General features: G+C 57.5%; 20 protein-coding genes and 4 pseudogenes. 13 read left to right on the top strand and 11 right to left on the bottom strand.

The annotated features are described in order from the left end of the window. Nucleotides 1–160: 160 nt before the first annotated feature. The 7 genes and pseudogenes from AXG89_RS33245 to AXG89_RS43875 all read left to right on the top strand — a co-directional run. Complete coding sequence (locus tag AXG89_RS33245; RefSeq protein ID WP_062174846.1) at nucleotides 161–934, top strand: YkgJ family cysteine cluster protein; 774 nt, start codon at nucleotides 161–163, stop codon at nucleotides 932–934. Between the two features lie 524 nt (nucleotides 935–1,458). Beyond that, on the top strand, nucleotides 1,459–1,707 hold the full coding sequence (locus tag AXG89_RS33240) for a pentapeptide MXKDX repeat protein (protein WP_062003949.1): 249 nt from the start codon (nucleotides 1,459–1,461) through the stop codon (nucleotides 1,705–1,707). A gap of 702 nt (nucleotides 1,708–2,409) precedes the next feature. Continuing rightward, nucleotides 2,410–3,024 (top strand): cytochrome b/b6 domain-containing protein, encoded by a 615-nt coding sequence (locus AXG89_RS33235; RefSeq protein WP_062174845.1) that lies wholly within the window; start codon nucleotides 2,410–2,412, stop codon nucleotides 3,022–3,024. Between the two features lie 21 nt (nucleotides 3,025–3,045). Continuing rightward, entirely contained in the window at nucleotides 3,046–3,831 is a 786-nt protein-coding gene (locus AXG89_RS33230; protein ID WP_062174844.1) for a molybdopterin-dependent oxidoreductase, read from the top strand. Nucleotides 3,832–3,946: 115 nt separating this feature from the next. Beyond that, a complete protein-coding gene (locus tag AXG89_RS43880) occupies nucleotides 3,947–4,354 on the top strand; it encodes a hypothetical protein (RefSeq protein ID WP_062174843.1) in 408 nt (135 codons plus the stop codon). Between the two features lie 89 nt (nucleotides 4,355–4,443). After that, a pseudogene (locus AXG89_RS45135) lies at nucleotides 4,444–4,515 on the top strand (hypothetical protein); the annotation flags it as partial. A 46-nt stretch (nucleotides 4,516–4,561) separates the two neighbouring features. After that, nucleotides 4,562–4,889 (top strand): annotated as a pseudogene (locus AXG89_RS43875) (IS3-like element ISBvi4 family transposase); the annotation flags it as partial. Between the two features lie 427 nt (nucleotides 4,890–5,316). Here the strand turns inward: AXG89_RS43875 and AXG89_RS33215 are convergent. The 3 genes from AXG89_RS33215 to AXG89_RS33205 form a co-directional block, all read right to left on the bottom strand. Next, entirely contained in the window at nucleotides 5,317–7,368 is a 2,052-nt protein-coding gene (locus AXG89_RS33215) for an NAD(P)/FAD-dependent oxidoreductase (protein WP_236873582.1), read from the bottom strand. Between the two features lie 101 nt (nucleotides 7,369–7,469). Next, entirely contained in the window at nucleotides 7,470–8,198 is a 729-nt protein-coding gene (locus tag AXG89_RS33210; RefSeq protein WP_062174841.1) for a cytochrome c biogenesis CcdA family protein, read from the bottom strand. Next, entirely contained in the window at nucleotides 8,198–8,587 is a 390-nt protein-coding gene (locus tag AXG89_RS33205; protein ID WP_082771716.1) for a thioredoxin family protein, read from the bottom strand. Before AXG89_RS33205 ends, AXG89_RS33210 begins: the two co-directional genes overlap by 1 nt. 587 nt (nucleotides 8,588–9,174) lie before the next feature. Here AXG89_RS33205 and AXG89_RS33200 point away from each other — a divergent pair. Then, nucleotides 9,175–9,426: an NrsF family protein gene (locus AXG89_RS33200; RefSeq protein WP_062174840.1), complete on the top strand. Its 252-nt coding sequence runs from the start codon at nucleotides 9,175–9,177 to the stop codon at nucleotides 9,424–9,426. A 291-nt stretch (nucleotides 9,427–9,717) separates the two neighbouring features. Here AXG89_RS33200 and AXG89_RS33195 read toward each other — a convergent pair whose 3' ends face one another. Together AXG89_RS33195 and AXG89_RS33190 are read right to left on the bottom strand one after the other, a co-directional pair. Further along, nucleotides 9,718–11,826: a protein-disulfide reductase DsbD family protein gene (locus tag AXG89_RS33195; protein WP_062174839.1), complete on the bottom strand. Its 2,109-nt coding sequence runs from the start codon at nucleotides 11,824–11,826 to the stop codon at nucleotides 9,718–9,720. A 62-nt stretch (nucleotides 11,827–11,888) separates the two neighbouring features. Continuing rightward, entirely contained in the window at nucleotides 11,889–12,590 is a 702-nt protein-coding gene (locus AXG89_RS33190; protein ID WP_062174838.1) for a DUF1223 domain-containing protein, read from the bottom strand. An 888-nt stretch (nucleotides 12,591–13,478) separates the two neighbouring features. On the opposite strand from AXG89_RS33190, the gene AXG89_RS43870 reads away from it, so the two are divergent. Next, nucleotides 13,479–13,832: a reverse transcriptase domain-containing protein gene (locus tag AXG89_RS43870; protein ID WP_062174836.1), complete on the top strand. Its 354-nt coding sequence runs from the start codon at nucleotides 13,479–13,481 to the stop codon at nucleotides 13,830–13,832. Between the two features lie 145 nt (nucleotides 13,833–13,977). Here the strand turns inward: AXG89_RS43870 and AXG89_RS33175 are convergent, their stop codons facing one another. Both AXG89_RS33175 and AXG89_RS33170 read right to left on the bottom strand, forming a co-directional pair. Further along, a complete protein-coding gene (locus tag AXG89_RS33175) occupies nucleotides 13,978–14,727 on the bottom strand; it encodes a maleate cis-trans isomerase family protein (RefSeq protein ID WP_062174835.1) in 750 nt (249 codons plus the stop codon). 285 nt (nucleotides 14,728–15,012) lie between these two features. After that, nucleotides 15,013–16,365: pseudogene (locus AXG89_RS33170) on the bottom strand (MFS transporter). A gap of 255 nt (nucleotides 16,366–16,620) precedes the next feature. Between AXG89_RS33170 and AXG89_RS44495 the strand changes: the two are divergent. The 3 genes and pseudogenes from AXG89_RS44495 to AXG89_RS43855 form a co-directional block, all read left to right on the top strand. Further along, nucleotides 16,621–16,818: pseudogene (locus AXG89_RS44495) on the top strand (helix-turn-helix domain-containing protein); the annotation flags it as partial. Between the two features lie 95 nt (nucleotides 16,819–16,913). Beyond that, on the top strand, nucleotides 16,914–17,087 hold the full coding sequence (locus AXG89_RS43860; protein ID WP_236873609.1) for a hypothetical protein: 174 nt from the start codon (nucleotides 16,914–16,916) through the stop codon (nucleotides 17,085–17,087). 258 nt (nucleotides 17,088–17,345) lie between these two features. Then, nucleotides 17,346–17,492, top strand: coding sequence for a hypothetical protein (locus AXG89_RS43855; RefSeq protein ID WP_236873581.1), 147 nt, complete (start codon nucleotides 17,346–17,348; stop codon nucleotides 17,490–17,492). 262 nt (nucleotides 17,493–17,754) lie between these two features. Here the strand turns inward: AXG89_RS43855 and mhpA are convergent, their stop codons facing one another. The 3 genes from mhpA to AXG89_RS33145 all read right to left on the bottom strand — a co-directional run bounded on the left by mhpA (nucleotide 17,755) and on the right by AXG89_RS33145 (nucleotide 21,375). After that, the gene (gene mhpA, locus AXG89_RS33155; RefSeq protein WP_062174834.1) at nucleotides 17,755–19,392 is read right to left on the bottom strand and encodes a bifunctional 3-(3-hydroxy-phenyl)propionate/3-hydroxycinnamic acid hydroxylase MhpA; all 1,638 of its coding nucleotides are present in this window, start codon (nucleotides 19,390–19,392) and stop codon (nucleotides 17,755–17,757) included. Nucleotides 19,393–19,478: 86 nt separating this feature from the next. Continuing rightward, nucleotides 19,479–20,450, bottom strand: a complete 972-nt coding sequence (locus AXG89_RS33150) for a VOC family protein (protein WP_062174833.1) — start codon at nucleotides 20,448–20,450, stop codon at nucleotides 19,479–19,481. 76 nt (nucleotides 20,451–20,526) lie between these two features. Beyond that, the gene (locus AXG89_RS33145) at nucleotides 20,527–21,375 is read right to left on the bottom strand and encodes a fumarylacetoacetate hydrolase family protein (RefSeq protein WP_062174832.1); all 849 of its coding nucleotides are present in this window, start codon (nucleotides 21,373–21,375) and stop codon (nucleotides 20,527–20,529) included. 168 nt (nucleotides 21,376–21,543) lie between these two features. Here AXG89_RS33145 and AXG89_RS33140 point away from each other — a divergent pair, with 168 nt between their 5' ends. Beyond that, complete coding sequence (locus AXG89_RS33140) at nucleotides 21,544–22,272, top strand: TetR/AcrR family transcriptional regulator (protein ID WP_062174914.1); 729 nt, start codon at nucleotides 21,544–21,546, stop codon at nucleotides 22,270–22,272. Between the two features lie 388 nt (nucleotides 22,273–22,660). On the opposite strand, the gene AXG89_RS33135 is transcribed toward AXG89_RS33140, so the two are convergent. Next, nucleotides 22,661–22,972: a DUF4148 domain-containing protein gene (locus AXG89_RS33135; RefSeq protein ID WP_062174831.1), complete on the bottom strand. Its 312-nt coding sequence runs from the start codon at nucleotides 22,970–22,972 to the stop codon at nucleotides 22,661–22,663. Between the last annotated feature and the right edge of the window lie 60 nt (nucleotides 22,973–23,032).

Below are 23,032 nucleotides of genomic sequence, written 5' to 3'. Positions count from 1 at the left end.
TGCAACGCTCCTTGAAAAGAATGGAGTCGGTTCGCACGAAAATTTTTCGCGTTGCTGTAACCGTTGACCTCGCCTGATCGAACTAGTAAGTCGCGCCCTTTGACGGACACGGGGCAGCCTGACAATCATTTTACAGATGACTTCCGAAAGCAGAGCGCAAATGGATCTAAACTTCGAATGCACCATGTGCGGCAAATGCTGTCACGATCTTAAGCTGCCGCTAAGTGTCAGCGAGGCGCTGCTCTGGCTTGAACGTGGTGGCGACGTCCAGTTCCTGTGCGAAGCGGTTCCGTGGCACGAGGAACCCGCCGAAGACAACCTGCTCGCGCAACACAAACGCCGCAGGTCGTTTGTGGCATCGAGCGGCGCATTGCCGGCTCGCATAGTGGTTGTCATCGCGGCCGCATTCGAAGGTGCTTGCCCGCATTTGCTGCCGAATCTGAGTTGCGGCGTGTACGAAGAACGGCCGACCGTCTGCCGTATTTATCCGGCCGAGGTGAATCCGTTTATTGAATTGAATACGCAACAGAAGGCTTGTCCGCCGGAAGCGTGGGCGCCGGACAAGCCGATTCTCATGCGCGCGCACAGGATAGTGGATGTGCAGACGGCGGCTCTCATCGACAAATCGCGCATGGCCGATGCCGGCGACACCGGCACGAAGGCGCTTGCCTGCGCGCATCTGGGAATCGATACCGCAGCGCTCGCCAACGAAGGGTTGACGATCTATTCGCCGCCGCGCGCGCAGTCGGTTGCTGCACTGAAGCTTGCGCGGGAGACGGGTGATACAACTGGCTATGTACCCGACTGGAAAGTGGCGTCGAATCGTCAGGAGACGGTGGAGACGCTGACGTCTATCGGAGCGTCAAGCGTGTTTTGCACCTCGCTGAATGCCGAGTCGTTTCAATATCTGGGTTTCTTTGCGGAGTCGGCTTAAGCGCGGGTATCAAGATTTGGCCATAGAGGAAAGGAACAGCTGGAAACCAACGCCCCCAATATGCCGAATCTCCGCTTGCTCGACGAACGCTCCTTGGACAATGGTATTTGGCTGATTTCCTCGAAGAAATGAAGGCCTTAGGTTTCGTGAAAAGCACCATGGACAAGCATGGCGTCAGCGGTTTGCAGGTCGCTTCCCGCTGATCTTTTATATGATCCAGAACGGCTATCCGGATCTACCCTTAGCATCGTCGATCCTCTGGCCGCTCGTTGGTGTAGGGCACTTCCGCCGATTCTCCAATTATACGTGGCCTCCCCGCCTCAAGCCCGATTGCGAGCCGCGAACCGACACGCTCTGCTCCTTTCCCACAATACAAGCTAGGATCCTTGAAAAATAATTTTGTGCCTGTGTAACCATCCGGACCTTCGCGACGAAATAATCGTTGCAAGGCGATTATCGATACAGCCTTGAGCTTATAAACCGCCGGCCTGACCGGTAGTCACTTTACCTAAATGGAGTTCCAAATGAAAAAATTCGCTCTCGCAGCAGTAGCAGCCGGCTTTCTCGTGTGTGGCGGTTCGGCATTTGCCCAAGCAAGCAGCGCGATGTCCAGCGATGCCATGAGTCACGATTCAATGGCCAAGGATTCCACGTCGAAAGATGGCATGAGCCACGATTCAATGAAGAAAGACGAAATGAAGAAGGGCATGAAACACGAGGATAAGATGAAGGACGGCATGGCTCACGACGCTTCGGGCGCAATGGCCAATTAAGTGCACGCTGCTTCAAGCGGCAGCGTGAACGCGTGGGAACGGCCAGACTTCTCCTTGTCGGGCCGTTCCCAGCATGCTCGCTTGCTACTGCGCCTATATTCTACTGATCTAGGGACCTCATGCGCGTATCATTGCTCATATTGAATGCGGGCCTGTCGTGTCCTGCGTTCAAGCGACGGCGAATGCTGCAAGCGCCCGACACGTGCAGTGTCTGCTGCGCGCCCCATCCCTCGAGCGCTCATGGATTTGACACGGCCGGAGCTGACCGCCAGTAGCGGTTGGCACCGACGGACCGAGCATATGGCCCGCACGTCCCAAGTGTTTTCGGGTTGGCAGAAATTGCGTGCGCAGTCGAGCGCATCACTCCCTTCACCGCGGGAGAAACACTGAAATGAAAGCGCCTCTGCGCGGAAAATGCGGTTGCCCACGTTGGCACTTGTAAGGCACGGCTGTAGAGTGATATCAGAGGCGGCGATAAATAGGAGGCGACGCTGCATGATTGATGCATGGTGCAGCGCTGGACCGGTCGAGTCAAATTGGTCAATGGCCGTGCGCAAATCTTAGGCGACCAACCGCCTGAAGTGAAACCGAAATGCGCGATGGCTTCGTTGTACACGCGCAGACTGCGCCATCTCCGAAATGGCGGTGAAGCAGGCTGCATGGGTAGCAAAGAATCTTAAGACTGAAGTTCACGAGGTTCATATGAGCACAACAACCGTTTCTCACCCCGTTCAAACAATCCAGCCAGTCTGGGTGCGCCTCACGCACTGGCTCAACGCGCTGGCAGTCGTACTCATGCTGATGTCCGGATGGCGGATTTATGACGCTTCGCCGGTGATCAAAGGCTTTATGATCCCGACCAAGATCACATTGGGCGGCTGGTTGGGCGGCGCGTTGCAATGGCATTTCGCGGCCATGTGGCTGCTGTTCTTCAACGGCCTTTTTTACCTTGGCATGAACATCGCCACCGGCCGCATCAGGACGAAGTTCTTTCCGCTATCGCCACTCGCAGTATTGCGCGATCTCGGCGAGGCGTTGAAAGGGCATCTGTCGCACGCCGATCCGAGCAAGTACAACGCGGTGCAGAAGTTTGCTTATTTGTTCGTCATGCTCGACATCACCGTGCTGATTTTGTCCGGCCTCGCGATCTGGAAATCCGTGCAGTTTCATGTCCTGCGCGACTTGTTCGGCGGCTACGACTTTGCGCGCGTCGTGCACTTCAGCGCAATGTCTCTTATCGCGGCTTTCATCGTGGTGCACCTAGTGATGGTCACGCTCGTGCCGCGTTCGCTCTTGACCATGATTCGCGGCCGATAATATCCAAATGGAAGCACTCGCATGAACCCGCTCAAACCTGTTAAAAAGCTGCGGCTGGACCTTGATCGCGAGTCGCTGATCATCGACGTGCGTCGCCAGCTCGACATGCCTTCGCGCCGCTTGTTCGGCCAGCGCATCCTGACACTCGGCGGCCTCGCAATGATGACCGGCTGCACGCTCGTCGACGATAAATCCGTCGATAACTTCCTCACGCGCGTATCGCGGATGAACGACACCGTGCAGGGCTGGCTCTTCGATCCCAACCGTCTCGCGCCCACTTACACCGAAGCGCAGATCACGCGTCCGTTTCCGTTCAATGCGTTCTACGACGTCGACCAGGCGCCCGAAGTCAACGGCGACAGCTTCCGCCTAAAAGTGAGCGGCCTGGTTCAGAACAAGAGCGTGTGGACCTTGTCCGACCTGTACGCGCTTCCAAAAGCAGAGCAGATCACGCGGCATATCTGCGTGGAGGGCTGGAGCGCGATCGGGCGATGGGGCGGCACACCGTTCTCCGAATTTCTGAAGCGCGTGGGTGCGGATACATCGGCTAAATATATTGGCTTCAAATGCGCCGACGACTACTACGAAAGCATCGACATGCCGACTGCCCTGCATCCGCAAACGCTGCTGACCTTTACCTATGACGGCCAGCGTCTGCCGGCCAAATACGGTTATCCGATGAAGCTGCGGATGCCTACAAAGCTGGGCTACAAAAACCCGAAGCACATCATGGAGATCTTCGTGACGAACGAGTTTCCGGGCGGCTACTGGGTCGATCAGGGCTATAACTGGTTTGGCGGCTCCTGAGCCGGAGTTTGCGAACAGACGAGTCCACTGGTTGAGATGAGCGAGCTTGTAGCGATCAAGGTCTAACAGACGCCATAGGCTCTTATTTGTTTTGGCGACAACGAGAGCATTGAACATGTCAAGCGAGTGGAAGAGCCGTCTGAAGATCTTTCTGCGCCGGTTCTGCCAGCCGACAAGCGCGTGTATGACGTGTATGCCTGGGAGCTGGGGCAATGCCGTTAGCCTTGCTCATTGGACCATTGCGGTCCACACAGGCTTACTGACCGGCTTGCTGGCCTTACTTCTGACATTTACGCCTGCGAGCAGAATGTTTCGGAATCGATATGGCAACGCGACGATCGTCGGTTTGCTTACGATATTAGGTGACGCCTACTCTCACACGAGCCACTACCATATTGCGTCAGTGGAGCACATCCTGACAGGTATCGTTTCTGGCTTCCTAACTTTGGGCGCGTCTTATCTGTTCGATGATCGAGCACGCCGCCTTCGCTTGGTATGGGTACGCGCATTTGGACGCGCTTAGCCCTTAACCAATCACAACGCCCTCGAGAGTTGAGATCCGTTAAAAAAGTGGACGCTAACATTCCGTAGAATTGAGGATTGGCGGCACTGATGAATCGAACCCCGAAGGCCGAATACACGAAGGAATTTCGTGACAAAGCGGTAAAGCTAGCAATGACTGGCGGCGTAAGCGTTTCCGAAGCGGCGCGTCGATTGTCGATTTCGATGAGGAATTACTGTGAGCGAGCGCATGACAAAACAGCTGGCCATGCAAGCCTTATTTTCGAGCTATCGCATCGCACCGACCGCCACCGGGTCCAATACAATACACGAACCGTGGCAGCCAAATATTGCGCCCACGCGTATAAGAAGCTCCTCAAACAGTTCGACATGCAGGCATCTATAAGCAAACGTGGAAACTGTTTCGACGATGCACCTATCGAATTGTGCTGGGGCTTGCTGAAAAACGAACTTTGCCTATTTCGCAAGTTCGCGACCAAGCCGCCGAAGGAATCGCGGATTAGATTGAGATCTTTTACAACCGGCAGCGCACACAGATCTTCATCATGATGGAAGACTGCATCAGAATGAACGGGCGTCGATAGGTCGGAGGACAAGAGGATCGATCTATACGCCGTCATTTGCCTACAAATCAATGCTAAAGACTGATCTCGACACAGAGAACGGTTCAGGGACAATTCTGATATTGCAGAACCATCTGAGCCTGGTGAATCTTTTTACTTGTGATCCACGGCGCCGTTGTGTGCTGGAACTACCCACGGAGAACTAATCCTGTTCGACTACCTCGCGTCAATATAGCGGCCGTGAGGACCACGCGTCATCCTGCGGCTTGTATCGGTAGGACGAGCCATTCTACGCCAGCCCAGCGCAGGTTCACGTGATGGACGTCACGTCGGGTTCGTCATGCTCGATAACGATGAAAAACGTGGTCTCTTACGTCGGCAATAGTCGAGTGCAACAAATTTACTCGTCAATAATAAGTCTCGTGGTGCGCTTATAAGTTAGATATGCCCACAACCAGTTGAACAGCACAGTCAGGCGATTGCGGCTGCCAGCCAGAAAAACAATGTGTGCCGCGCCCCAGAACCACCAAGCCGGCGCACCCCACAGCCGCACGCGGCCGAAGTCCGCGACCGCTGCCTGTCGGCCGATTGTCGCGAGGCTTCCCGAGTGCCGATACTGGAATGGCGGGGGTGCTGGCCTGCCGCGCAAGCGCAAGCCGATCACGCGGGCGGCATAGCGTCCCTGCTGCTTCGCCGCAGACGCGAGACCGGGAACGGTCGCGCCGTTCCATCCAAGTGACAAGGCCGTGTCGCCGAGCGCAAACACGCCGTCGAGTCCCGCGACAGAAAGATCCGCAGATACTGCCAGCCGCCCCGACGAGTCAGCCTCCTGCCCAAGCCACTGCGCGGCAGCGGAAGCCTCTACGCCGGCCGCCCATAACACCGTACGCGCCGGGATGTGCTCGCCGTGTATGCCTACGCCGTCGGTGTCAACAGAAAGCACTTTGGAGCGCAGCCGGACCTCCACGCCCAGCGATGAGAGCGAGCGCTGCGCCGCGGCCGACGAAGCGGCACTGAACGCGGGCAATATCCGGTCAGCCGACTGCAACAAGATCACGCGAGCGGTCGACGGATCAATGACGCGATACTCGTCGCTCATGCCGTGGTGCGCGAGCTCGCGGATCGCTCCCGCCATCTCGATGCCTGTCGGGCCACCGCCTACGATGACGAACGTCATCCAGGCATTGCGCACGGTGTCATCGACGGCGTTTTCAGCTTCTTCGAAGGCTCGTAACAGGCGGCTGCGAATGGAAACCGCGTCGTCGATAGTTTTTAGCCCGGGCGCGAACTGCGCCCAGGCGTCCTTCCCAAAATAACCATGACGTGCGCCGGTCGCGAGCACGAGATAATCGAACGAAACGCTTCGGCTCGCGGTCAATACCTCGCGTTTGGCGGTATCGACCCCTGTAACTTGCGCGAGCTGCACGCGCACATTGCGTTGCGCGCGAAACAGCTCGCGGATTGGCGTCGCGATATCGGCTGGCGACAGCGCGGCCGTGGCGACCTGATAGAGCAACGGCTGGAACAGATGGTGGTTGCGCTGATCAATAAGCGTGATGCGGCAAGGCAGGCCGCTCAGGCCTCGCACAGTCTCCACGCCACCAAAGCCGCCACCTACGACCACTACGTGCGGCAAGCGGCATTCCGGCTCGCTCTTTCGTCTAGCAACAGACGAAAGAGCGAGGCTAATCAAACGATCGACTGTAAAGAGCCCTCCTCCCGCGACCACGATCAGGAGCACAAGCAGCAGGACCGCGAGCCGATCGTCCATCGACATGGCGACTGCGGCGGTCGATATTTCCAGCGCAAGGATTAGCGCCGACAATCGCGTACATGCGCCAAGCACGAGCAGTAAGGCGACGGTGACCGCCAACCAGGCGGGCTGAACTAGCGTGCCAGCGGGTACGCCCAACATCATGAGGCCGGCGTGTTGTACAACGGGCGAAGATTGGCGGACGATGGCAAGTGCAAGCGCGACTCGAATCGCCAGCAACGCCAGCGGCGTTCCTTTTCGCTTCAGGACGTCGTAAAACCGGTCGCCAGCGCGCATCAGCCGCGATGGGAAAACGCTCATGCCGCGCTTTAAAAGATGATCGAGCGAGAAAACGTCCGGCCCGCTTACGACCAACCACATCAGCAACGCGAGCTTCACGCCGATTGCCCCTGAGATCATCGAGGAGCCTCCCAAAGTCTGCGAAATGAGCATCAGTGCAATGGGTCGCGACAAAAACCCGGCGAACAGCAATAGCGGCACGATCATGTGAAATGCCACGTCGACTGAGGACGGAACATGGAGAACGCTCGGATGAGCGCTTTCAGCCATCGCCATGATTTGGTGGACAGAGAGAATCTGCGCGAACCACGCCCTGGCGATCAACATCAACCAGGGCATGCACAACGCGCGCGTTGCAGCGGTGAGACCGGTTAGGAATTTGAAATTGTCTTGGATCACGACCGCTCGACTCCACTCAGTTAATCAATAATCAGGATTACGAATTAGAAGGAATAGAAATTATTGCGCTCACTTGACCAGCGCGAAGTATTGAACTGGGTTTATATCGATGTTGTCAGCCGGGTCAGCCACATCGGCGAAACAGAAAGAAGCGCCGACTCTATGTTCCGGTCATATCCGAACAGCACGACGAGCCCCAGCGCGACAAATGCCACGCCGAGCGCGATCTTGGAAGCCCTTCCCAATAAACCAAGGGCCCTATGGGATCGGAGCCACGACGTCCGCGATGCAGCGCCAAGCAGCAGCAACGGCGCACCTGCCCCTAGGCCGAACACCATCATCAGCAGAGCGATTTGCCCGAGGTGTCTGCCTTGAGCGGCAAGCGTGGTCGCAGCGCCCAGCGTCGGTCCCACGCAGGGGCTCCACACAAATCCAAGCACCAGCCCGATAGCAAACTGCGACGCAAGACCGTCGCCGCTGAGCGTGTTTAGTACGCCACTGCCCGCGTTGCTTATCTGCGAACCTATTACCGCGAACCAAGCTGACAGACGCGCGGACAACATGATCAGCCCGAAAGCGACCATCAGCGTGGCCGCAGCCCGGCGAATCAACTCCGGGTCAAAGCCGGTACTGGCGCCGAGATTGGCAAGGACCGTACCGACCGCTGCGAACGCCACGCCAAGCCCTGCAGCCAACGCGACAGCACCCAGACGATGCTTCGACAACGCGGACGCGACTAGGATGGGGATCAGCGGCAGCACGCACGGCGACAACACCGATGCCGCCCCGGCCACGAAACTCAGCGCATAGGTGCCAGGGCCGAATTCCATCACAGCCCTGTTTCGAAGGTCTTACGGATGGCCGCTTCACTGGTCTCGCCCGTAGACCGGGTGACCTCGTGACCTCCTTTGAACACAACGAAGGTGGACTGCTGGGTGATTCGCAAGCTCTTCTTCAACGCCGTTTCGGTGTCGTAGTCCGCCTCCAACACGGTCAACGATTTGAATTCAGCATCCGAAGACAGCCGGTCCACGATCGGCTGCTGGATCTTGCAGGTTGGACACCAGGTTGCGTGCAGGTACACCACCGTCGCCTGACCGTTCGCCACCTGTTTATCGAAACGGGCTTTGGTGTAGGGCACCTCCGCTGCAGTAGCTAGGTTCGCCAGCGCGAGGCATACATATCCTACCAACGCGGCCTTTCCCATAGTCGTTTTCATGATTCCTTCCGCACTTTTAAATTATTCAACGAAGCCTGAGAACAAAAATTCGTTGGCGGCTGTGCCCTGGTTACACCTCTTGAGAAATAAATTGCCCAGCTTGCAGCCGGGCGTGCACCGGGCGGTGTTCGCCGTGAATACAGCCAGGTGGACCGATGAACCTCACTGGTCGCGCGATCGTCGATCATTAAAGGAACGCCATGAGAACAAGTCACTGTTGACAATGCTGGCGCGCGGAGACGCGCGGGTGGGTCGGCACTCGGTCGATCATCGGTTTGCGCTAACGATAGCCATCGGACTCGCACGCAGCACAATGCCGTTAATCGTTGTTTATTGCATTCATAGTGACATGCCCATCTTGTGAAACGTCCTATCTTCTGGATAAAGGTAATATTTCCACTTTCGATGGTCAGTCGGCGCTGCTGCTCATGTTGCAACTGCGCGTCCTGGCGCCCGCACGAAAATGGCATGGGTTCCTCTTATTTCTTCCATTGCGCTGGTCTGGCTAATCGCCATATTCATTACAAATCGAGGCGCCGTTAGAGCTTCACTTGACATCGATACTCGGCGCGACTTGACGTACCTGCATGCTGAGCATCACTGCATTGTCCGTTCCGCCCTTCGTCGCCATGTTTTGGGCAATGGAAGATATGGTCACAACTCGCCCCATACGGGAAGGTGTCGCGATCGGGCTTTTGAGCGGGGTGCAGGCCGCCGTAATTTACTCGTTCTATTGCGTTGAAATGGCCTTGCTGTCCTGGGCCGTTTGGTACGTTCATGAAATCCCGTTCCCGGCCGTCCCGGGAATCCTGCTCGGCCGCAGAGTCTCAGTTTGGTAAGCCAAATCGCCTCCACCGATCAGTGAGCCTATCCAAGGAGGATCAGTGAAAATATGAAGTCGGATCACCGCGGCCAAGAGGCTATTAGCAATAGACACTTACCAACCCAAAGAAAAATACAAATCGAAAAACATTCAATTTTCGACTTCCCAGCAGCGAGCAAAAATTGTCAGTAGTTGCCGCGAGATTGCTGAAAAGGGATATCCGCGGCGAAGTCGTGGCTACTATGCTTGTCGTCAGACTTATCTGCCCGCGCCTATGCGCTCGCTCCTACTTCACACCAGCGGTCGTTCACGAGCCGGGTTTTCCCGCAGAAACCTCTTCTGACCCAGCAGCGTCGAGCGCGCGTATGACTGCTGCCGTTCCGAGAGTCTCCGGCAACAGCTTACCAGCGGGCATTCGCGGGCCATACACGACATCGAGCGGAATCCCAAAACGACCAAAGTGCTGAATGTATGCGGCTATTGTGGGATCCGGACGACTCCAGTCGGCTCTCATCCGCACGGTATCGCTCTGAGCCAGGCGCCGCTGTACTTTTCCAGTCTGCAAGACCGTCAGCTCGTTCACCTTGCAAGTGAGGCACCAACTCGCGCTTACGTCGACGAACACCGTTTTGCCGTCCGCGACAAGCGCCTCGATGGCCACTGGATCGAAAGACTGCCAGCCATCGGCTCCCTTGATAGCCGGAACGCCCACCGTCGAGGCAAAAGTGGCCGCTACGGCAATGGTCAACGAAGCGAGTCCGACCGTAGAGATTCCGGACCACCGGAACCCGATACTCGCATGGCGATAGGTCACCAGCGCGCGAAATGCAAGCGTGCACACAAGCAATGCAGCGACAGCGCTCGTGACAGCGGGACCCGCGACTTGCCACAGCGTGAAGAGAAGCCATAGTGCCGTTCCGAGCAATAGGAGGCCGAGACCTTGGCGCAAGCGCACCATCCAGGCGCCCGGGTGCGGCAACCAGGCGACCAGGGCAGGCATTGCGGCTACGGCAAGAAACGGCAACGCCATCCCCACTCCAAGGCTTGCGAACACTACGAGGATCTCGGCGGGATTCCGGGCGAGCGCGAAACCCACCGCTGTGCCAACAAACGGTGCCGAACAAGGCGTGGCAAGCAAGGTCGCCAAGGCACCGCCGAGGAACGCTTCGGCGAGCGGTCCTCGCGCCGATGCGCCAAACGCGCCGGCAAATATCTGCGGAAGCTGAATGGGCAGCCATTCGAAAAAGCTCGCGGCAAAGAGCGTAATAACAACAGCCATTGAAGCAAGGAACCAAGGTTGCTGGAACTGGATCCCCCAACCGAGCGATGTTCCCGACAGCTTCAGCACTGAAAGCACGGTCGCGAGCAACAGGAACGACGACACGATGCCCAAAGCGGTCGCGAGGGCGCCTCGCCGGGCGGCTCGGCGCTCTTCGCCTGCGTATCGGGCCAGGGCAAAGAGCTTGATCGACAGAATCGGCAGCACGCACGGCATGAGGTTCAGGATCAGCCCCCCAAGCAACGCTGTAGCGATGATGACAAGGATGCTGCTATCGGCGTGGGCTGAGGATGCCACCCCGGATTCGGGGCCCGCGAATTCCACCGCGCGCGCGCCGTCTACAACGGTCAGCACAAGCGACTTTCTATTGGTTGACGAGCTTCCGGACGGAATTGAGGCGACCAGCGTGGCAATCCGACCGCCGTCCGATAGTCGAACGTGAGGAGCGGCCGGAAGTCCCTCGCCGGCTCCCTCTATGAACAGGTCAGGCGATCTTAACGGCTCTGACGTGCTTCGCAGCGTGATAAGAAGCCGCTTACGCGCGCCCGTCCCCTCGGTTTCGCTGCGGGTGACCTGGATGCCGGAGTTCGCGAGTGGGCTGGGTACGGTCGCTTTCGCAGCGGCGATTGCAGCCGCTTGGGGCGAGGCTTCCCCGGAACCGGTTGGCAGATCCAGAGATAGATCGGCGTGCTTGGGAACACAGATATTCGCGCAAGCGGCGTAGTCGATCGACACAGCAATACGCGCTTTCGCGTGCTGATCGATAAGCTTGAGCCCGACGGGAAGAATGAAACGCCCTTGATAAACGCTGTTTTGCAGACCCGAGACAACTAGACGGGAAGGCGCCGGCCAGGACACTGAAGGGTCGCGTACATTCATCGATTTCGACCAATCGAATATGGGCGCGATCCCCGCGTCGCCCGGCGTACGCCAGTATCCGTGCCACCCCGGAGGATATCGAAACTCGAGCCCGGCTTCGATCGGATTGCCATTGACGCTTTCCGCCGCCGTCACCAGTCGTACCTCCCCTCGCTGGTCCCCGACCCAGTCGGACGCCGCCGCGTTGGCCTGCGTTGCAGTAGCAGCGAGGTAAGCCGCGCTGATGAAAAGCGCTCGCAAGACTGCGACGAAGGTCATGGCTGATCCGTAGGAAAGGTGATACCGAAGGTTGGGAATTACGTCACTTTTCGCCAGGCGCTTCAGGAAGGCGTACCGACTCGTGCCGCGCCGACGATACTGCCATCGGGTGCCTCGAGAATCACTGCTGCCTTCTCGCCGGCCGGTATCGCCGCGTTGAGCGAGAGCGGAGCGCCGGTCCAAAGACCTACAGTCTGGATCGAGCGGACGATGTTCGACTCCGTGAGCACACGGCCATTGTTTTCGCCGCGACCAACCGGAGTGGAATGCTCGGCGTCGTAGCCCACCAGCATGACGCGCGCATGGCCGCTACCGGCGCCCACATTGATCGAGATACCCGTGCCGGCCGGCGTCGCGCTTACCGCAGCACTCGTCCCACCCACTTGCTTTGCGGCAGCGATGGCGGCTTCTGCCGAACTACGGTCGGAACCAACCAACCCGCGTCGACCGTCGACGACCATTTCGGGCGTGTACGATCCGTCGCCAAACCGGGCAGCGTATGTCGCTTGCCGTTGCGTAGCGGCATCGAAAGAGAAAGGGTCTTTCCAGCCGAGGTTGTTCCAGTACGTTACATGGAAAGCCAAAGGCAAGACGTCGGGACGATTGTGGGAAAGATCGCTAAGATAGGCGTCCGCTGGCGGGCAAGACGAGCAGCCTTGCGACGTGAACAACTCCACGACGACTAGCGGATCGGCCGCGGCTGCCTGCGCAGCGACAGGCAGTGCGACGATTAGGGCAGCGGTAGCAAGAAAGCGGTGGAACATGGTGGCACTCCGGATGTGGACGTTGTACTAGTAGTTCGCAATTGCGTCGAAGAAAGTTACAGCGACGGGCAACGCGGACAAATTTTTTCCTCTTTTGAATTTGGCGTGGGATGTGCCAAGAACGCGAGCTTCAACTGACCGATGTTTGCGGTGCTTTACCAAAGATGAAGAAGGCCCTTCGGAGTCGGCTTGCAGGAGCAGGATCCAAACCGCCACAAGCTGCGTGGGTAAAGAGCCCTCGTGGTGAGCGTCGTTGGAAAAGGCAGGGATCTACTCTGTCAGGGAGGAATCAAAGAGACGAACGTAAGTGAACCGCTGATAACGTGTTGATAATTTCACGAACTGATGTCAAAACCGGAGAACTAACTTGCTCCGGGACAAGATCGGGCGATGCCTGCTGACGGCCCAATCGGCATCCGGCACAAAGGCGGCGTGACTTTGATTCAGGCTTTGGTAAGGAACTTGGGAACCTGTCGTCCCGATGGGAAGGAAGAAATCCAAGCGGAAGGTCTCCGCAAGTATGAGAGTACTTATGCGGGGCACGGGGGCGGAGACGCCCGTAGTAGGGTTGAAGGTCCTGTAAGGGGACTGGACCGAAGGGGCATCATCGTCCGGCGTTATCACGTCGGCAACTTGAAAGAGGAGGACCGGGGTGAATAATGCAAAGCCGTTTTGTATTACCAAGCGAGAGGTGTGGGAGGAGTGTAAGCAAGCGAAGGCCAACCGCGGGGCGGCGGGTGTGGTCAAGCAGTCGATGACGGAATTCGAGGCGGATCTGCAGAACAATCAGTATCAAATCGGGAATCGGATGTCGTCTGGCAGCTACCTTCCGCCGCCGGTCTTGCGGGTTGACAGACCAAAAAGGATGGGAGTGCTGGTACGAGACCGTTGGGAATATCAACGATTTCAGATCGCATCGCCCAGACGGTGGTCAAGCGATCTCTGGAAGCACGTGCGGAGCCGGTGTTCGACAATGATTCATACGGGTATCGTCCTTATCGTCCTGGACGGTCGGCGCATCAGGCACTGGAGGTGGCCCGGCAGCGATGCTGGAACCGTGACTGGGTGCTGGACCTCGACATCAAGAATTTGTTTGACAGTATTGATCGGGGACTCATGATGCGAGCGGTGCGCTGCCATACGGGCTGTGCGTGGCAGCTATACGTCATTTTCGAAGACAGCGTCGCTCCCGATCCCGAGCTTACGGGCATTGTTGTCCGGCTTCGCGCGAGCCGGCGATAACTGGCACTGTTCCATCACTAGACGTTGATGGAAGATGGCAGTATTAGACGATGGCCCGGCAGATACGACGGGCAATGTCTCAACATATGAACGCTGATTAGCGACGACGCGGCTGCACCGCGTCATCGCTGGAACGCTGTGTACTTCATGCGCCGGAAAGTAACGCTCCCGCGCCGGGAACGATTGGCTCGAGCTTAAGATGATCGAGCATGCGCCGGGTGGTACATACCGAAGTCGAGACGGTCCGGATACCCAGCATGTCTTCAATGCGTTGGATCGCCGGCAAGGAGGGCATCTGCACGCATGCGGACGCCACGACCACATCCGCGCCGTCCGTGTTCAGTCGCCGAACGTCGTCGACCAACTGCATCGGGTCGCGTAGACCGACTTCGAGGTTGTCGGGAATCTCGAAGCAGATGGAATCGATCACCTCGATCCCTTCGTTTTCGATATAGGCAACGACAAGGTCGGTCAAGGGGCGCATGTATGGCGCCATGAGTGAAATCCGACGAGCGCCCAGGATCTTCAGACCTTCTACCAAAGCTCCCGCGGAGGTCATGACTGGCGCCGCGCAATGATTGGCACGAACAAACTCCAACAGTTCGCGTTCAGTTTCTCGATGATATCCGGGCCCCATCGCCATAATCGCGACCAGGCACGCCGTGCTCATGACATCAACACGAGCGTCGGCAAGTTCCGCCGCGCAGCGCAAGCCCTCCTTGTTCATCGCTACCAATTCTTCCTTCGTGACCTTGTGCATTCTCATCCGACTCGAATGAAACGTGAACCGCTCGGGGCGGATCGCTTCGCGTGCCCGCAACATGGCGGGGATTTCGGTTTCCATGGTCGTATTCGAGCTTGGAACGATCTGTCCAATACGAAAATTCTGAGGCATTTTCATCTCCAAAAAAAAGTTAGATAGCCAAAGCGCTTAACAAGATGTTCATGACATCCTGATCCGCGTAAAAGTTGACCGTGCAAAACTCGACCCGGCATAGGGTGCGGCAATATCGTCTCAGTTGACTTCAGACTCAATTGGAAAGGTCACAGCCTTGCGAAGGCTTCCCGCTGGCCTCTCCTCCGGCGCTCGTCCCGTCACACCTGGTCTCGGCGTGGCGACGTAAGTCGTTGTGCGTTGCTTGCATACGCTTTCCAGAACACCAACTGGAAGATCGCCGATTTAGTCCGGCATGCCTGCGCCACGCGTCTCAGGCAAGAACCACGGCAGCACGATACCGAGCAGATACACAGAGCCGAGCGCCAACGCCGCATGCGCCACACCGCCGAACGATTCAATCATGCTGCCTGCGATGATCGGAAAGACCCACGCGATCAGGCGCGCCGCATTGAACACAAAGCTGATCGCAGTGGAACGCACGCTGCTGGCAAAGAGTTCACATGGGTAGATCGCCATCCAGACATAGGCACAGCCCAGGGTGAAAAAGCCATTGATCGGCGCCACGATCATCATTGCTTCGACGGTCGTCGTCAGCTTGTACGTGATAAACGTTGTTACCAGCGCACCGACGAAAGTGAGTGAGATGAAGGCTCGCCTGCCGATTGCATCCACCACAAAGCCGGCGATTGTGTAGGCCACAATCGCGCCAGCTGTGTATGCGATCGATATTTTCGAGCCCCACGACAAGGCGTCGGGGACACCTTCGGCCTTAGCGAGCAACACGGTGTAGGTCGGCAACCAGCTGGAAATGGCCCACCAGCCTACGGTCGTGACGATCGATAGCACCAGCAGAAGCAGCGTGCGGCGAAGCGCTTCCGGTTCACTGAACAGTTGCGTCAGCGTGAAGGGGCGTTTCCCGGATACAGCCGCGTCGCCCGCAACCGGCTGGCCGCTCGTCGCGCTCCAGCGTTTCTCGCGCACCGCGCGTTGCTATTTTTCCGACTCGCTGACGCCGCGGCGGATATACAACACAAAGATCGCCGGGACTGCGCCAAGCACGAACATCAGCCGCCAGGTTTCGGCGCCGAGTGGATGCGTCGACGAAAGCGTGTACCACACGACCGCCGCGATCAGCGTACCCCAGCCGAAGCCCGATTGCAGAAAGCCCGCCCCTTTCGCACGAGCCCGCTCCGGCCAGGTTTCCGACAGCAGCGCGACGCCCGTGCTCCATTCGCTGCCCATTGCGAGGCCAGTCAGGAAACGCAGCCCGCACAACACCCAGAAGGTTTGCGAGAACGCGGTCAAACCCGAAAATACCGCATAGAGAAATACGGACCAGAGCATCATTCGCTTGCGTCCGACATAGTCCGCGAGAATTCCGCCGATCAGACCGCCCACACCCCAGCCAAGCAACGTGATGCCGATTACCAGACCCGCGTAAGTCGTCGGGGACGCGGCTTGCGCCGGCGACAGCACCGAATGCAGCATCGGCCCAAGGACAACGACGAGTGCCAACGCCTCGTAGCCGTCGAAGATCCAGCCGAGAAAGCTAGCCTTTAGCACACGCCAGTGCATCGCCGTGAGACCCTCGTACCAGCGAGTTCGTGAGCTCAAAGAAACTTGTTTGTGTTCCATCTTTTGTCTCCTTCATATTTTCAACAGAGTTTTCATGCGTTCCGGCCGTACACCGGCTTGTGCTTCTAAAAAGGCTAGTGTTCCGGCGCTCAGGACAACCTCGCCTGCTCGACGAGATAAAATGGCGATGCACGCTGCCTGGCCTCCCGCCTTGATCGATGGTCCTGCGCGGATCGAACTCTCTGGCACATAGGATGCCGGTCGCCGGGCGTATAGAAAACTTCTTAATGTTCAATACAGGCATCGCGAAACGCGATGGGTGCAAACCGACCGGATATCCAACCCGAAGGAGCAAGGATGCGTGTTTCAGCAGATCGGCCGTTGCGACTTGATATGGAGTCCCTGCGCATTTTCGTGGCTGTCATCGAGGAGGGCAGCATTGCTGCGGCGGCAGCCCGCATGCACATCGTGGCATCGGCCGTAAGTAAGCGTGTATCAGATCTCGAAGACGACACCGGAACACCATTGTTATATCGGCACAGCCGCGGTGTTCAGGCTACCCCGCGGGCGAGGCGCTCTATCATCATGCGAAGCGGCTGGGAGAGCACTTGCAGCAGATTTCGGACGAACTGTCTGAATATTCGGAGTTTTGCGTCGTGGAGCTTGACGAACCGTGGTCGCTGCGGCCGCTGTCCATAATCGCCCGCAATTTTGACACGCTGCCGCTTCCTGCGCGCATGCTGGTCGACCACCTCGACAAGCACCGAAGCGAGGTGTCGTGAGGACTGTTGCAAGTCCATGGCGAGTCGCACAGCGCCGCGAACTGCGGCTGCCCTCTTGGCGAGTTGGGCCGTGGTGATCACACTCCACGAGGCTCAGTCAACCGCCGCCCAACTTTCCTCCAACACTGCGCGCGGTCCGATAGCTCACCTACCGCGCCACCGCGTTTCGCAATTGGTGGCATCGATACTTATTGATTTACGTCGTGGGCCGGTTTTTATATACGGTACTAACTTTTTCAATTCCTGGAATGGCGCAACATGGACCCCAAACTCCCTATCAAGGTAGCAATCCCCGACGACTATCAGAACGTCGCGCTGAGCGTGGCAGACAGGGCGCCTCTTGAGAACCTGTCGGACGTGACGGTGTTCAACGACCACGTCGCTGATATCGGGAATCTTATTTAACGCCTGCAGCCGTTCGACATTGTATGCGTGATGCGAGAACGCACACCGCTGTCCCGCGTGGTCATCGAAAGCTGCCCGAACCCGAAGTTGATCGCCTCGACCGGCGCAGGGAATGCATCGATCGATCGGGATGCGGCTGCGGCTGCGGAACGCGGCATCGAAATTCGTCATTATGCAGCCCGGGTTGTGCCGATCCACGGGCTAGACCTAGCTTAGAGTCTCGCAACGAAACGCGGTAAATTCCCTTGCGTTGCGTACGCCGCTACACCGCGTTGACTCTCGTTATCGGCGTTTCGCCCGAAGGTTGATCTAGAAGGCAAAGGCGAGATTCCAGCTTCCCCACAAGTACCGGCAATGCCGACAGCGTCTCGGCCGCCCCAAAGATGTAGTAGTCGGGTCGAACCACGATCGCCTTGACACCATGTTCGTCAAAGAAGCGCCGGTACTTTCCGCTCACGTCTAATAGGATTCTGCCTGCCACCGTCTTTCGAGGGTCGGCGGTAATGCCGATCGTCTGGGCACCGATGCGCTTCAGCGCTAATAGCGAACCAACGTCCAAATGCTGTTCTGGATCGCCGTCGAGAACGATGATGTGAAAGCCGTTTGGCAATGCATCGTCGTACCGCAATTGCTCGCCGTCGTTGCTGACCTGTCCATGCACGCTCAGGAGGCCGGCTGCGCCGTGGGCTGCGTAGCGTTCTTCGCCGCAAATGAGACCATCGGTCAGGCCTGGGAAGGGAGGCAGAGGGGGTACCTGACCGGACAAATAGGCTTCATCGCGCAGCGCAGCTTCCTGTTGATTAGAGATGCAGACAACCTGCCCCATGGCGATAGACGCATCGATGACCGCGCGCACTTGCGGGCGACGCTCTGGCGTGTAACCTTCGAGCAGCTCTGATGAAGATATGCCCTTCAATATTAGATCGAACCGCCATGCGAGATTCCACGCGTCCCGAATTCCAGAGCACATGCCTTGCCCCATGAACGGCGGCATCTGGTGCGCGGCGTCGCCTGCGAGCACCACCCGGCCGCTGTGCCAGTTCTCGGCAATCAGCGAGCGGAATTTATAGACCGCATAGCGCACCAAGGTCGCATCCTGCGGTGTCACCCATGGGGCGAGCAAGTCCCAGACCTTTTCCGGCTTTTGCAGGTCCTCCACCGACTCGTGCGGCAGGCGCATGAACTCCCATCGCCTGTAACCGGGGCCGCCCGGCACCATCGTCGTCGGACGCGCCGGATTGCACCACTGGCCGATATCCGGTACGTCAAGCTTGACGCCCTCGTTGGGCTTCAGGTCAATGACAAGCCAATCTTCCTGAAAGCCCAAATCTTCAAAGGCGATGCCCTCGGATTTGCGCACGAAACTGTTCGCACCATCGGCTCCCACCACATATCGGGCTCGAACCGTTTGAGTCTCACCGGTCGGAACCCATACGTTGCCGTCCATCTTCCCTTTGCGCAGCGTCAACTCGCAGCAATCGGGGAACTGGCGGAGTTCAGTCGCTTCCCAGCCCTGCTGAACAGAAACGCCGGCCAAAGATTTGGCTTTTTCATCCAGCAGTGCCTCAAGCGAAGGCTGATTAAAAAGATAGCCGACCGGACCATCGCTGATCGATTCGGCCGACCAGTCGATTTCAACTAGCGTTTTCCAGTCGGCGTTGAACCACTGATAGGTTGACGACGGCTGCGAGATTCGCTCGACTTCCTTGCCAATGCCCATTGCCTGGAAGATCCGACGGATCTCATGGTCATGAAATACGGCACGCGGCAGTGGATACAGAGATGGCCAGCGATCGAACGCCGCGACGTTGTACCCGCGTTCGCCGAGTAAGATGGCCAGCGATTGTCCGACGGGGCCGTATCCCACGATCGCAACGTCAAGAATGTTTTGGTCAGCCATTTGAGTTCACCTGCTGGAATAAATCGAGTTATGCCCCTGGCACCAGTTGGTCTGGCTGCCATTCATAAGCATGCTGGAAACGACCGCTAGCCTTCGGGAATGACGCCGGCTACGTCAGCCGGCGCCTCCGTGTTGTGGACAAAGTTCTTCGGAACAGCAGGGCCCCACAGGTAAAGCGAATCTTCGGGGGGAAAGTCGCCAGCGGGCCATGCGCGGCCTGCGGAGATGAAATCAATGTCCGCGGAGTACTCGCAAAATGAGCCCCATGGGTCTTCGACATAGTGAAAGTAGTTAGAACCCAGCACGTGTCGTCCGGTCCCCCATCCCTTGTCGTAGCCGACCGCTGCCATTTGCGATGCACCTTCGCCAACCAGGTTGACGTTATCGACATCCCAGGCTGAGTGATGAAACCCGCGCGCCGTACTTTTCGCAAATGCGACGAGATGATGATCACTGCCATGTGGCGCATGGGTGAAAGCGATAATGTCCAGCGATTTGTCCGAGAGCCGCAGGCCAAGCGCTTTGCCGTAAAAGTCGAGCGCGCGCAGGACGTCTGGAGTGAACAAAAGAACGTGAGAAAGACGTCGCGGTCGAACGATCTTCGAGGCCGAGCGCGTATGTGAGCCGCGCTCATCGGCTGCACTGCCTGCGACGACACATGCCGTCTTGACTGATGGGCTAGTCTTTGGGCCCACTTTGACCTGAATGAGGTTGCCATCGGGATCGTGAAACCAGAAACCGGAGCGGTCGCACGCGCGATCGCCATCAATGGTCGCCCCCGCGGCCATCGCTTGGGCCTTGATGGCGCCTAAGTCTGCTTCAAAGCAGTTGAAACTCAGATAGGCCAGCGACTTACTGGAGGACGGAAGGATGCGCGCCCACCGATGATCGTCGGCCGCGCGAAGCTCCAGCTCACGCGAATCGGTGTCCATCGATGTGACCTTGAAGCCAAAGGCGCGAAAGAAGCGCTCTGCTTCACTTACCGAAGGAACGTTAAGCGCAAAGTGGTCGATCGAATGCACACTTGCGCCGGAACTAACGGCTTGGGGCTCTGCCATGGCTGTCTCCATCATTTGTTTGCCGGGGCCGGCTCTTCGGTCGGCTTCGAATGGGTGCTTCGTTTTTTGTTGCCGTTTAGCTCGCGGCTTCGTCGGCAATGACGTTCCTGAGGGTGCCGATTTTCTCGACGGTCACCTCGCACACATCCCCCGCTTTCATCAGCAGTTTCGGATTGCGCGCCCAGCCGATGCCCGACGGCGTACCCGAGACGATGACATCGCCTGGTTCGAGCGTCATCGCTTCGCTTATGATGCTGATGAGACTCGCGACGTCGAAAACCATCTCGTCCGTATTGGCCGACTGAACAACTTCACCGTTTAGCCGCGTTTCAAGAAGCAGCCCCTTGGCGCCTGCGGGCAGTTCGTCTGCCGTCACCAGGTCTGGCCCAAACGCTCCCGTGCCGTCAAAGTTCTTTCCAACCGTCCACTGCGGCGTTTTGAACTGGTATTCGCGCACTGACCCATCGTTGAACAGCGCATAGCCGGCGACGTGGGAAAGCGCATCATCTTTCGTGATGTGACGCCCACTCTTTCCAAGCACGACAGCGATTTCGCCTTCGAAGTCCAGCCCCGCGCAATCGACGACGCGTGGGCGAACCATCGCTTGGTCGTGGGCGATCAGGCTCGTATGCACGCGAAAAAACAGCGTCGGATAGTCGGGCTGCTCGTACTTGCTCTCAGACGTGTGGTCCGCGAAGTTCAGTCCGACACAGATGATTTTCGGCGGCCTCTGGAGCGGAGGCAAAAACTTAAGATCCCGCGCTGAGACTTTCTCTTGCCCGATATTGCTTTCGGCGTACTCGCAGAGATCAACACCGCGTCCGAGTAACGATTCAAGCGATTCGGTGCCCACAATTCGCACGTGCTCACCCTCACGAACGCCGAGTACGGCTTTACCGTCCCGCTCAAAACTTACGAACCGCATTTCTGCCTCCTGTAGATTTGCCAGCGTTCCGAGCGAACGCTTGACCGATTTGACATATCTGTCAAAACATATTTTAGTTGAATTGACTTTTCCGTCAACTAGAATATGCCTAGGACAAACCCGGTACCCGCACCCTGATAAAATGCAAGCGAATTAATGGGAAAAACCATGCACGAGTCACAAGCGGCGGAAACGTATCAGACCCGCGTCGGCGCGCTACGGCGCGAGAAAACGCGTAACCGACTCATCGAAAGCGCGCTGGGGGTGTTCGCGGAGAAGGGCCCCGATGCTCCGTTGATTGACGACTTTATATCTGCGGCCGGCGTCGCGCGTGGCACCTTTTATAACTACTTTCGCACCACTGCCGAGCTTTTGGCTGCGGTGGCCGGCGAAAGCAGTGACGAGGTGCTTGGCGTCATTGATCCGCTGGTGCGCGAAATAGAGGACCCCGCACAGCGGGTAATTGCGGGCTCTTGTCTGTATATGCAGATGGCGAGCCGCTATCCTTTGTGGGGGGCGTTCATTACGCGAGTCGGCACGAAGCGTGGGTCCAGAGGCCGGCTGCTTGACGAGTATCTGACACGGGACCTGCAGTTGGCAATCAGCACCGGAAGATTCCACCCGATTGATGTCGTAGTGGCACGGGATATTGTTTTAGGCTCGATTATGTACGGTATCGAAACCCTCCTTTCAGGTAGCGCGCCGGTCGACTACGCGCAGCAGTCGATGTACGCGCTGCTTCAGGCCTTCGGTATCAATGCGCGAGAGGCGCGCACGCTTGCCTATGCGTCGATCGTTGACTGTCCAGACCCGCGCGGCGTCATATTCGAACGCGTTGATGAACTGCGTGAAGCGAGCAAAGCCATTGCTCCGGAGACTCATGCCGTGTCACTTTAATCCGACCGTGCGCAAACTTGATGTACATCTTCGAGGCTCGACATGGACGTTCGCTCTACGTTACGGAATTCGACGAATAGGCCGAAATCATCCGCTTCGAGGTTAGTTATTGCGTCCTGATAGTCAGCGAATACTATGCTATGAGCTCTTCAAGGAACACATCCGCAACATAACGAACCGTGCCTTCGACAATCGGTAGACCGCAAAAGTCAAACGCATGCGGCGAATCTTTGTTCGTTCGCTCCAGTAGCAGCGTTGGGAGCGCTAGGTCTTCTGTTTCGAATCGGCACCTGCTTTCGATTGTGGCTCGGTGCAAAAGCGACGCCCAAGATAACGCAGAGGTTACGTTTCGGCGCGAGGATGTCCCGTCGCGCCAAACCGCACAATGCTATGGCGCTGAAATGCTTCGAGGTGCTGCGGCTTTATGCTCTTGCACTTTTCGTTCGGCGTCTTGCACGTTGTTAGGGTAGTCCTGCTGTTCGCCTCCAGGCTGATAGCCTTTCTTTTCAAGCGCTCCAAGTTCGGCGTTTTTTTTGATCCTTGCCTCTTTACGGTCAGCCTTGCGTTGCGCTTTCTGCATCTGTTTGGTAGTGGCCTCGGACACTGCGGTAGAGGACTGAGCAATTGCAGCGGGAACTGATGCTGCCAACACTACCGTCCCAATCAAAACTTTTGCAAAATGACGGCTAAGTAAGGTCATGTCTTGTCTCTCCAATAAATCGTTCAGGTGATCGCTGCGGGTATATCACTGGGAGTGCCT

The organism is Burkholderia sp. PAMC 26561 (assembly GCF_001557535.2).
In the GTDB taxonomy this organism is placed as follows: Bacteria; Pseudomonadota; Gammaproteobacteria; order Burkholderiales; family Burkholderiaceae; genus Caballeronia.
Note: the sequence above shows the minus strand (reverse complement) of the source record. Positions and strands in the feature narration are given on the sequence as shown.

What these genes read in the sequence shown, in the direction of transcription:
- AXG89_RS33195 (WP_062174839.1), bottom strand. Translation starts at nt 11,826, where the DNA reads ATGACCTTCGTCGCAGTCTTGCGAGCGCTTTTCATCAGCGCGGCTTAC.
- AXG89_RS33175 (WP_062174835.1), bottom strand. Translation starts at nt 14,727, where the DNA reads ATGCCTCAGAATTTTCGTATTGGACAGATCGTTCCAAGCTCGAATACG.
- AXG89_RS33135 (WP_062174831.1), bottom strand. Translation starts at nt 22,972, where the DNA reads ATGACCTTACTTAGCCGTCATTTTGCAAAAGTTTTGATTGGGACGGTA.
- AXG89_RS33235 (WP_062174845.1), top strand. Translation starts at nt 2,410, where the DNA reads ATGAGCACAACAACCGTTTCTCACCCCGTTCAAACAATCCAGCCAGTC.
- AXG89_RS33205 (WP_082771716.1), bottom strand. Translation starts at nt 8,587, where the DNA reads ATGAAAACGACTATGGGAAAGGCCGCGTTGGTAGGATATGTATGCCTC.
- AXG89_RS33245 (WP_062174846.1), top strand. Translation starts at nt 161, where the DNA reads ATGGATCTAAACTTCGAATGCACCATGTGCGGCAAATGCTGTCACGAT.
- mhpA (WP_062174834.1), bottom strand. Translation starts at nt 19,392, where the DNA reads ATGGCTGACCAAAACATTCTTGACGTTGCGATCGTGGGATACGGCCCC.
- AXG89_RS33145 (WP_062174832.1), bottom strand. Translation starts at nt 21,375, where the DNA reads ATGCGGTTCGTAAGTTTTGAGCGGGACGGTAAAGCCGTACTCGGCGTT.
- AXG89_RS33210 (WP_062174841.1), bottom strand. Translation starts at nt 8,198, where the DNA reads ATGGAATTCGGCCCTGGCACCTATGCGCTGAGTTTCGTGGCCGGGGCG.
- AXG89_RS43855 (WP_236873581.1), top strand. Translation starts at nt 17,346, where the DNA reads ATGGACCCCAAACTCCCTATCAAGGTAGCAATCCCCGACGACTATCAG.
- AXG89_RS33140 (WP_062174914.1), top strand. Translation starts at nt 21,544, where the DNA reads ATGCACGAGTCACAAGCGGCGGAAACGTATCAGACCCGCGTCGGCGCG.
- AXG89_RS43880 (WP_062174843.1), top strand. Translation starts at nt 3,947, where the DNA reads ATGTCAAGCGAGTGGAAGAGCCGTCTGAAGATCTTTCTGCGCCGGTTC.
- AXG89_RS33230 (WP_062174844.1), top strand. Translation starts at nt 3,046, where the DNA reads ATGAACCCGCTCAAACCTGTTAAAAAGCTGCGGCTGGACCTTGATCGC.
- AXG89_RS33190 (WP_062174838.1), bottom strand. Translation starts at nt 12,590, where the DNA reads ATGTTCCACCGCTTTCTTGCTACCGCTGCCCTAATCGTCGCACTGCCT.
- AXG89_RS33150 (WP_062174833.1), bottom strand. Translation starts at nt 20,450, where the DNA reads ATGGCAGAGCCCCAAGCCGTTAGTTCCGGCGCAAGTGTGCATTCGATC.
- AXG89_RS33240 (WP_062003949.1), top strand. Translation starts at nt 1,459, where the DNA reads ATGAAAAAATTCGCTCTCGCAGCAGTAGCAGCCGGCTTTCTCGTGTGT.
- AXG89_RS33200 (WP_062174840.1), top strand. Translation starts at nt 9,175, where the DNA reads ATGCTGAGCATCACTGCATTGTCCGTTCCGCCCTTCGTCGCCATGTTT.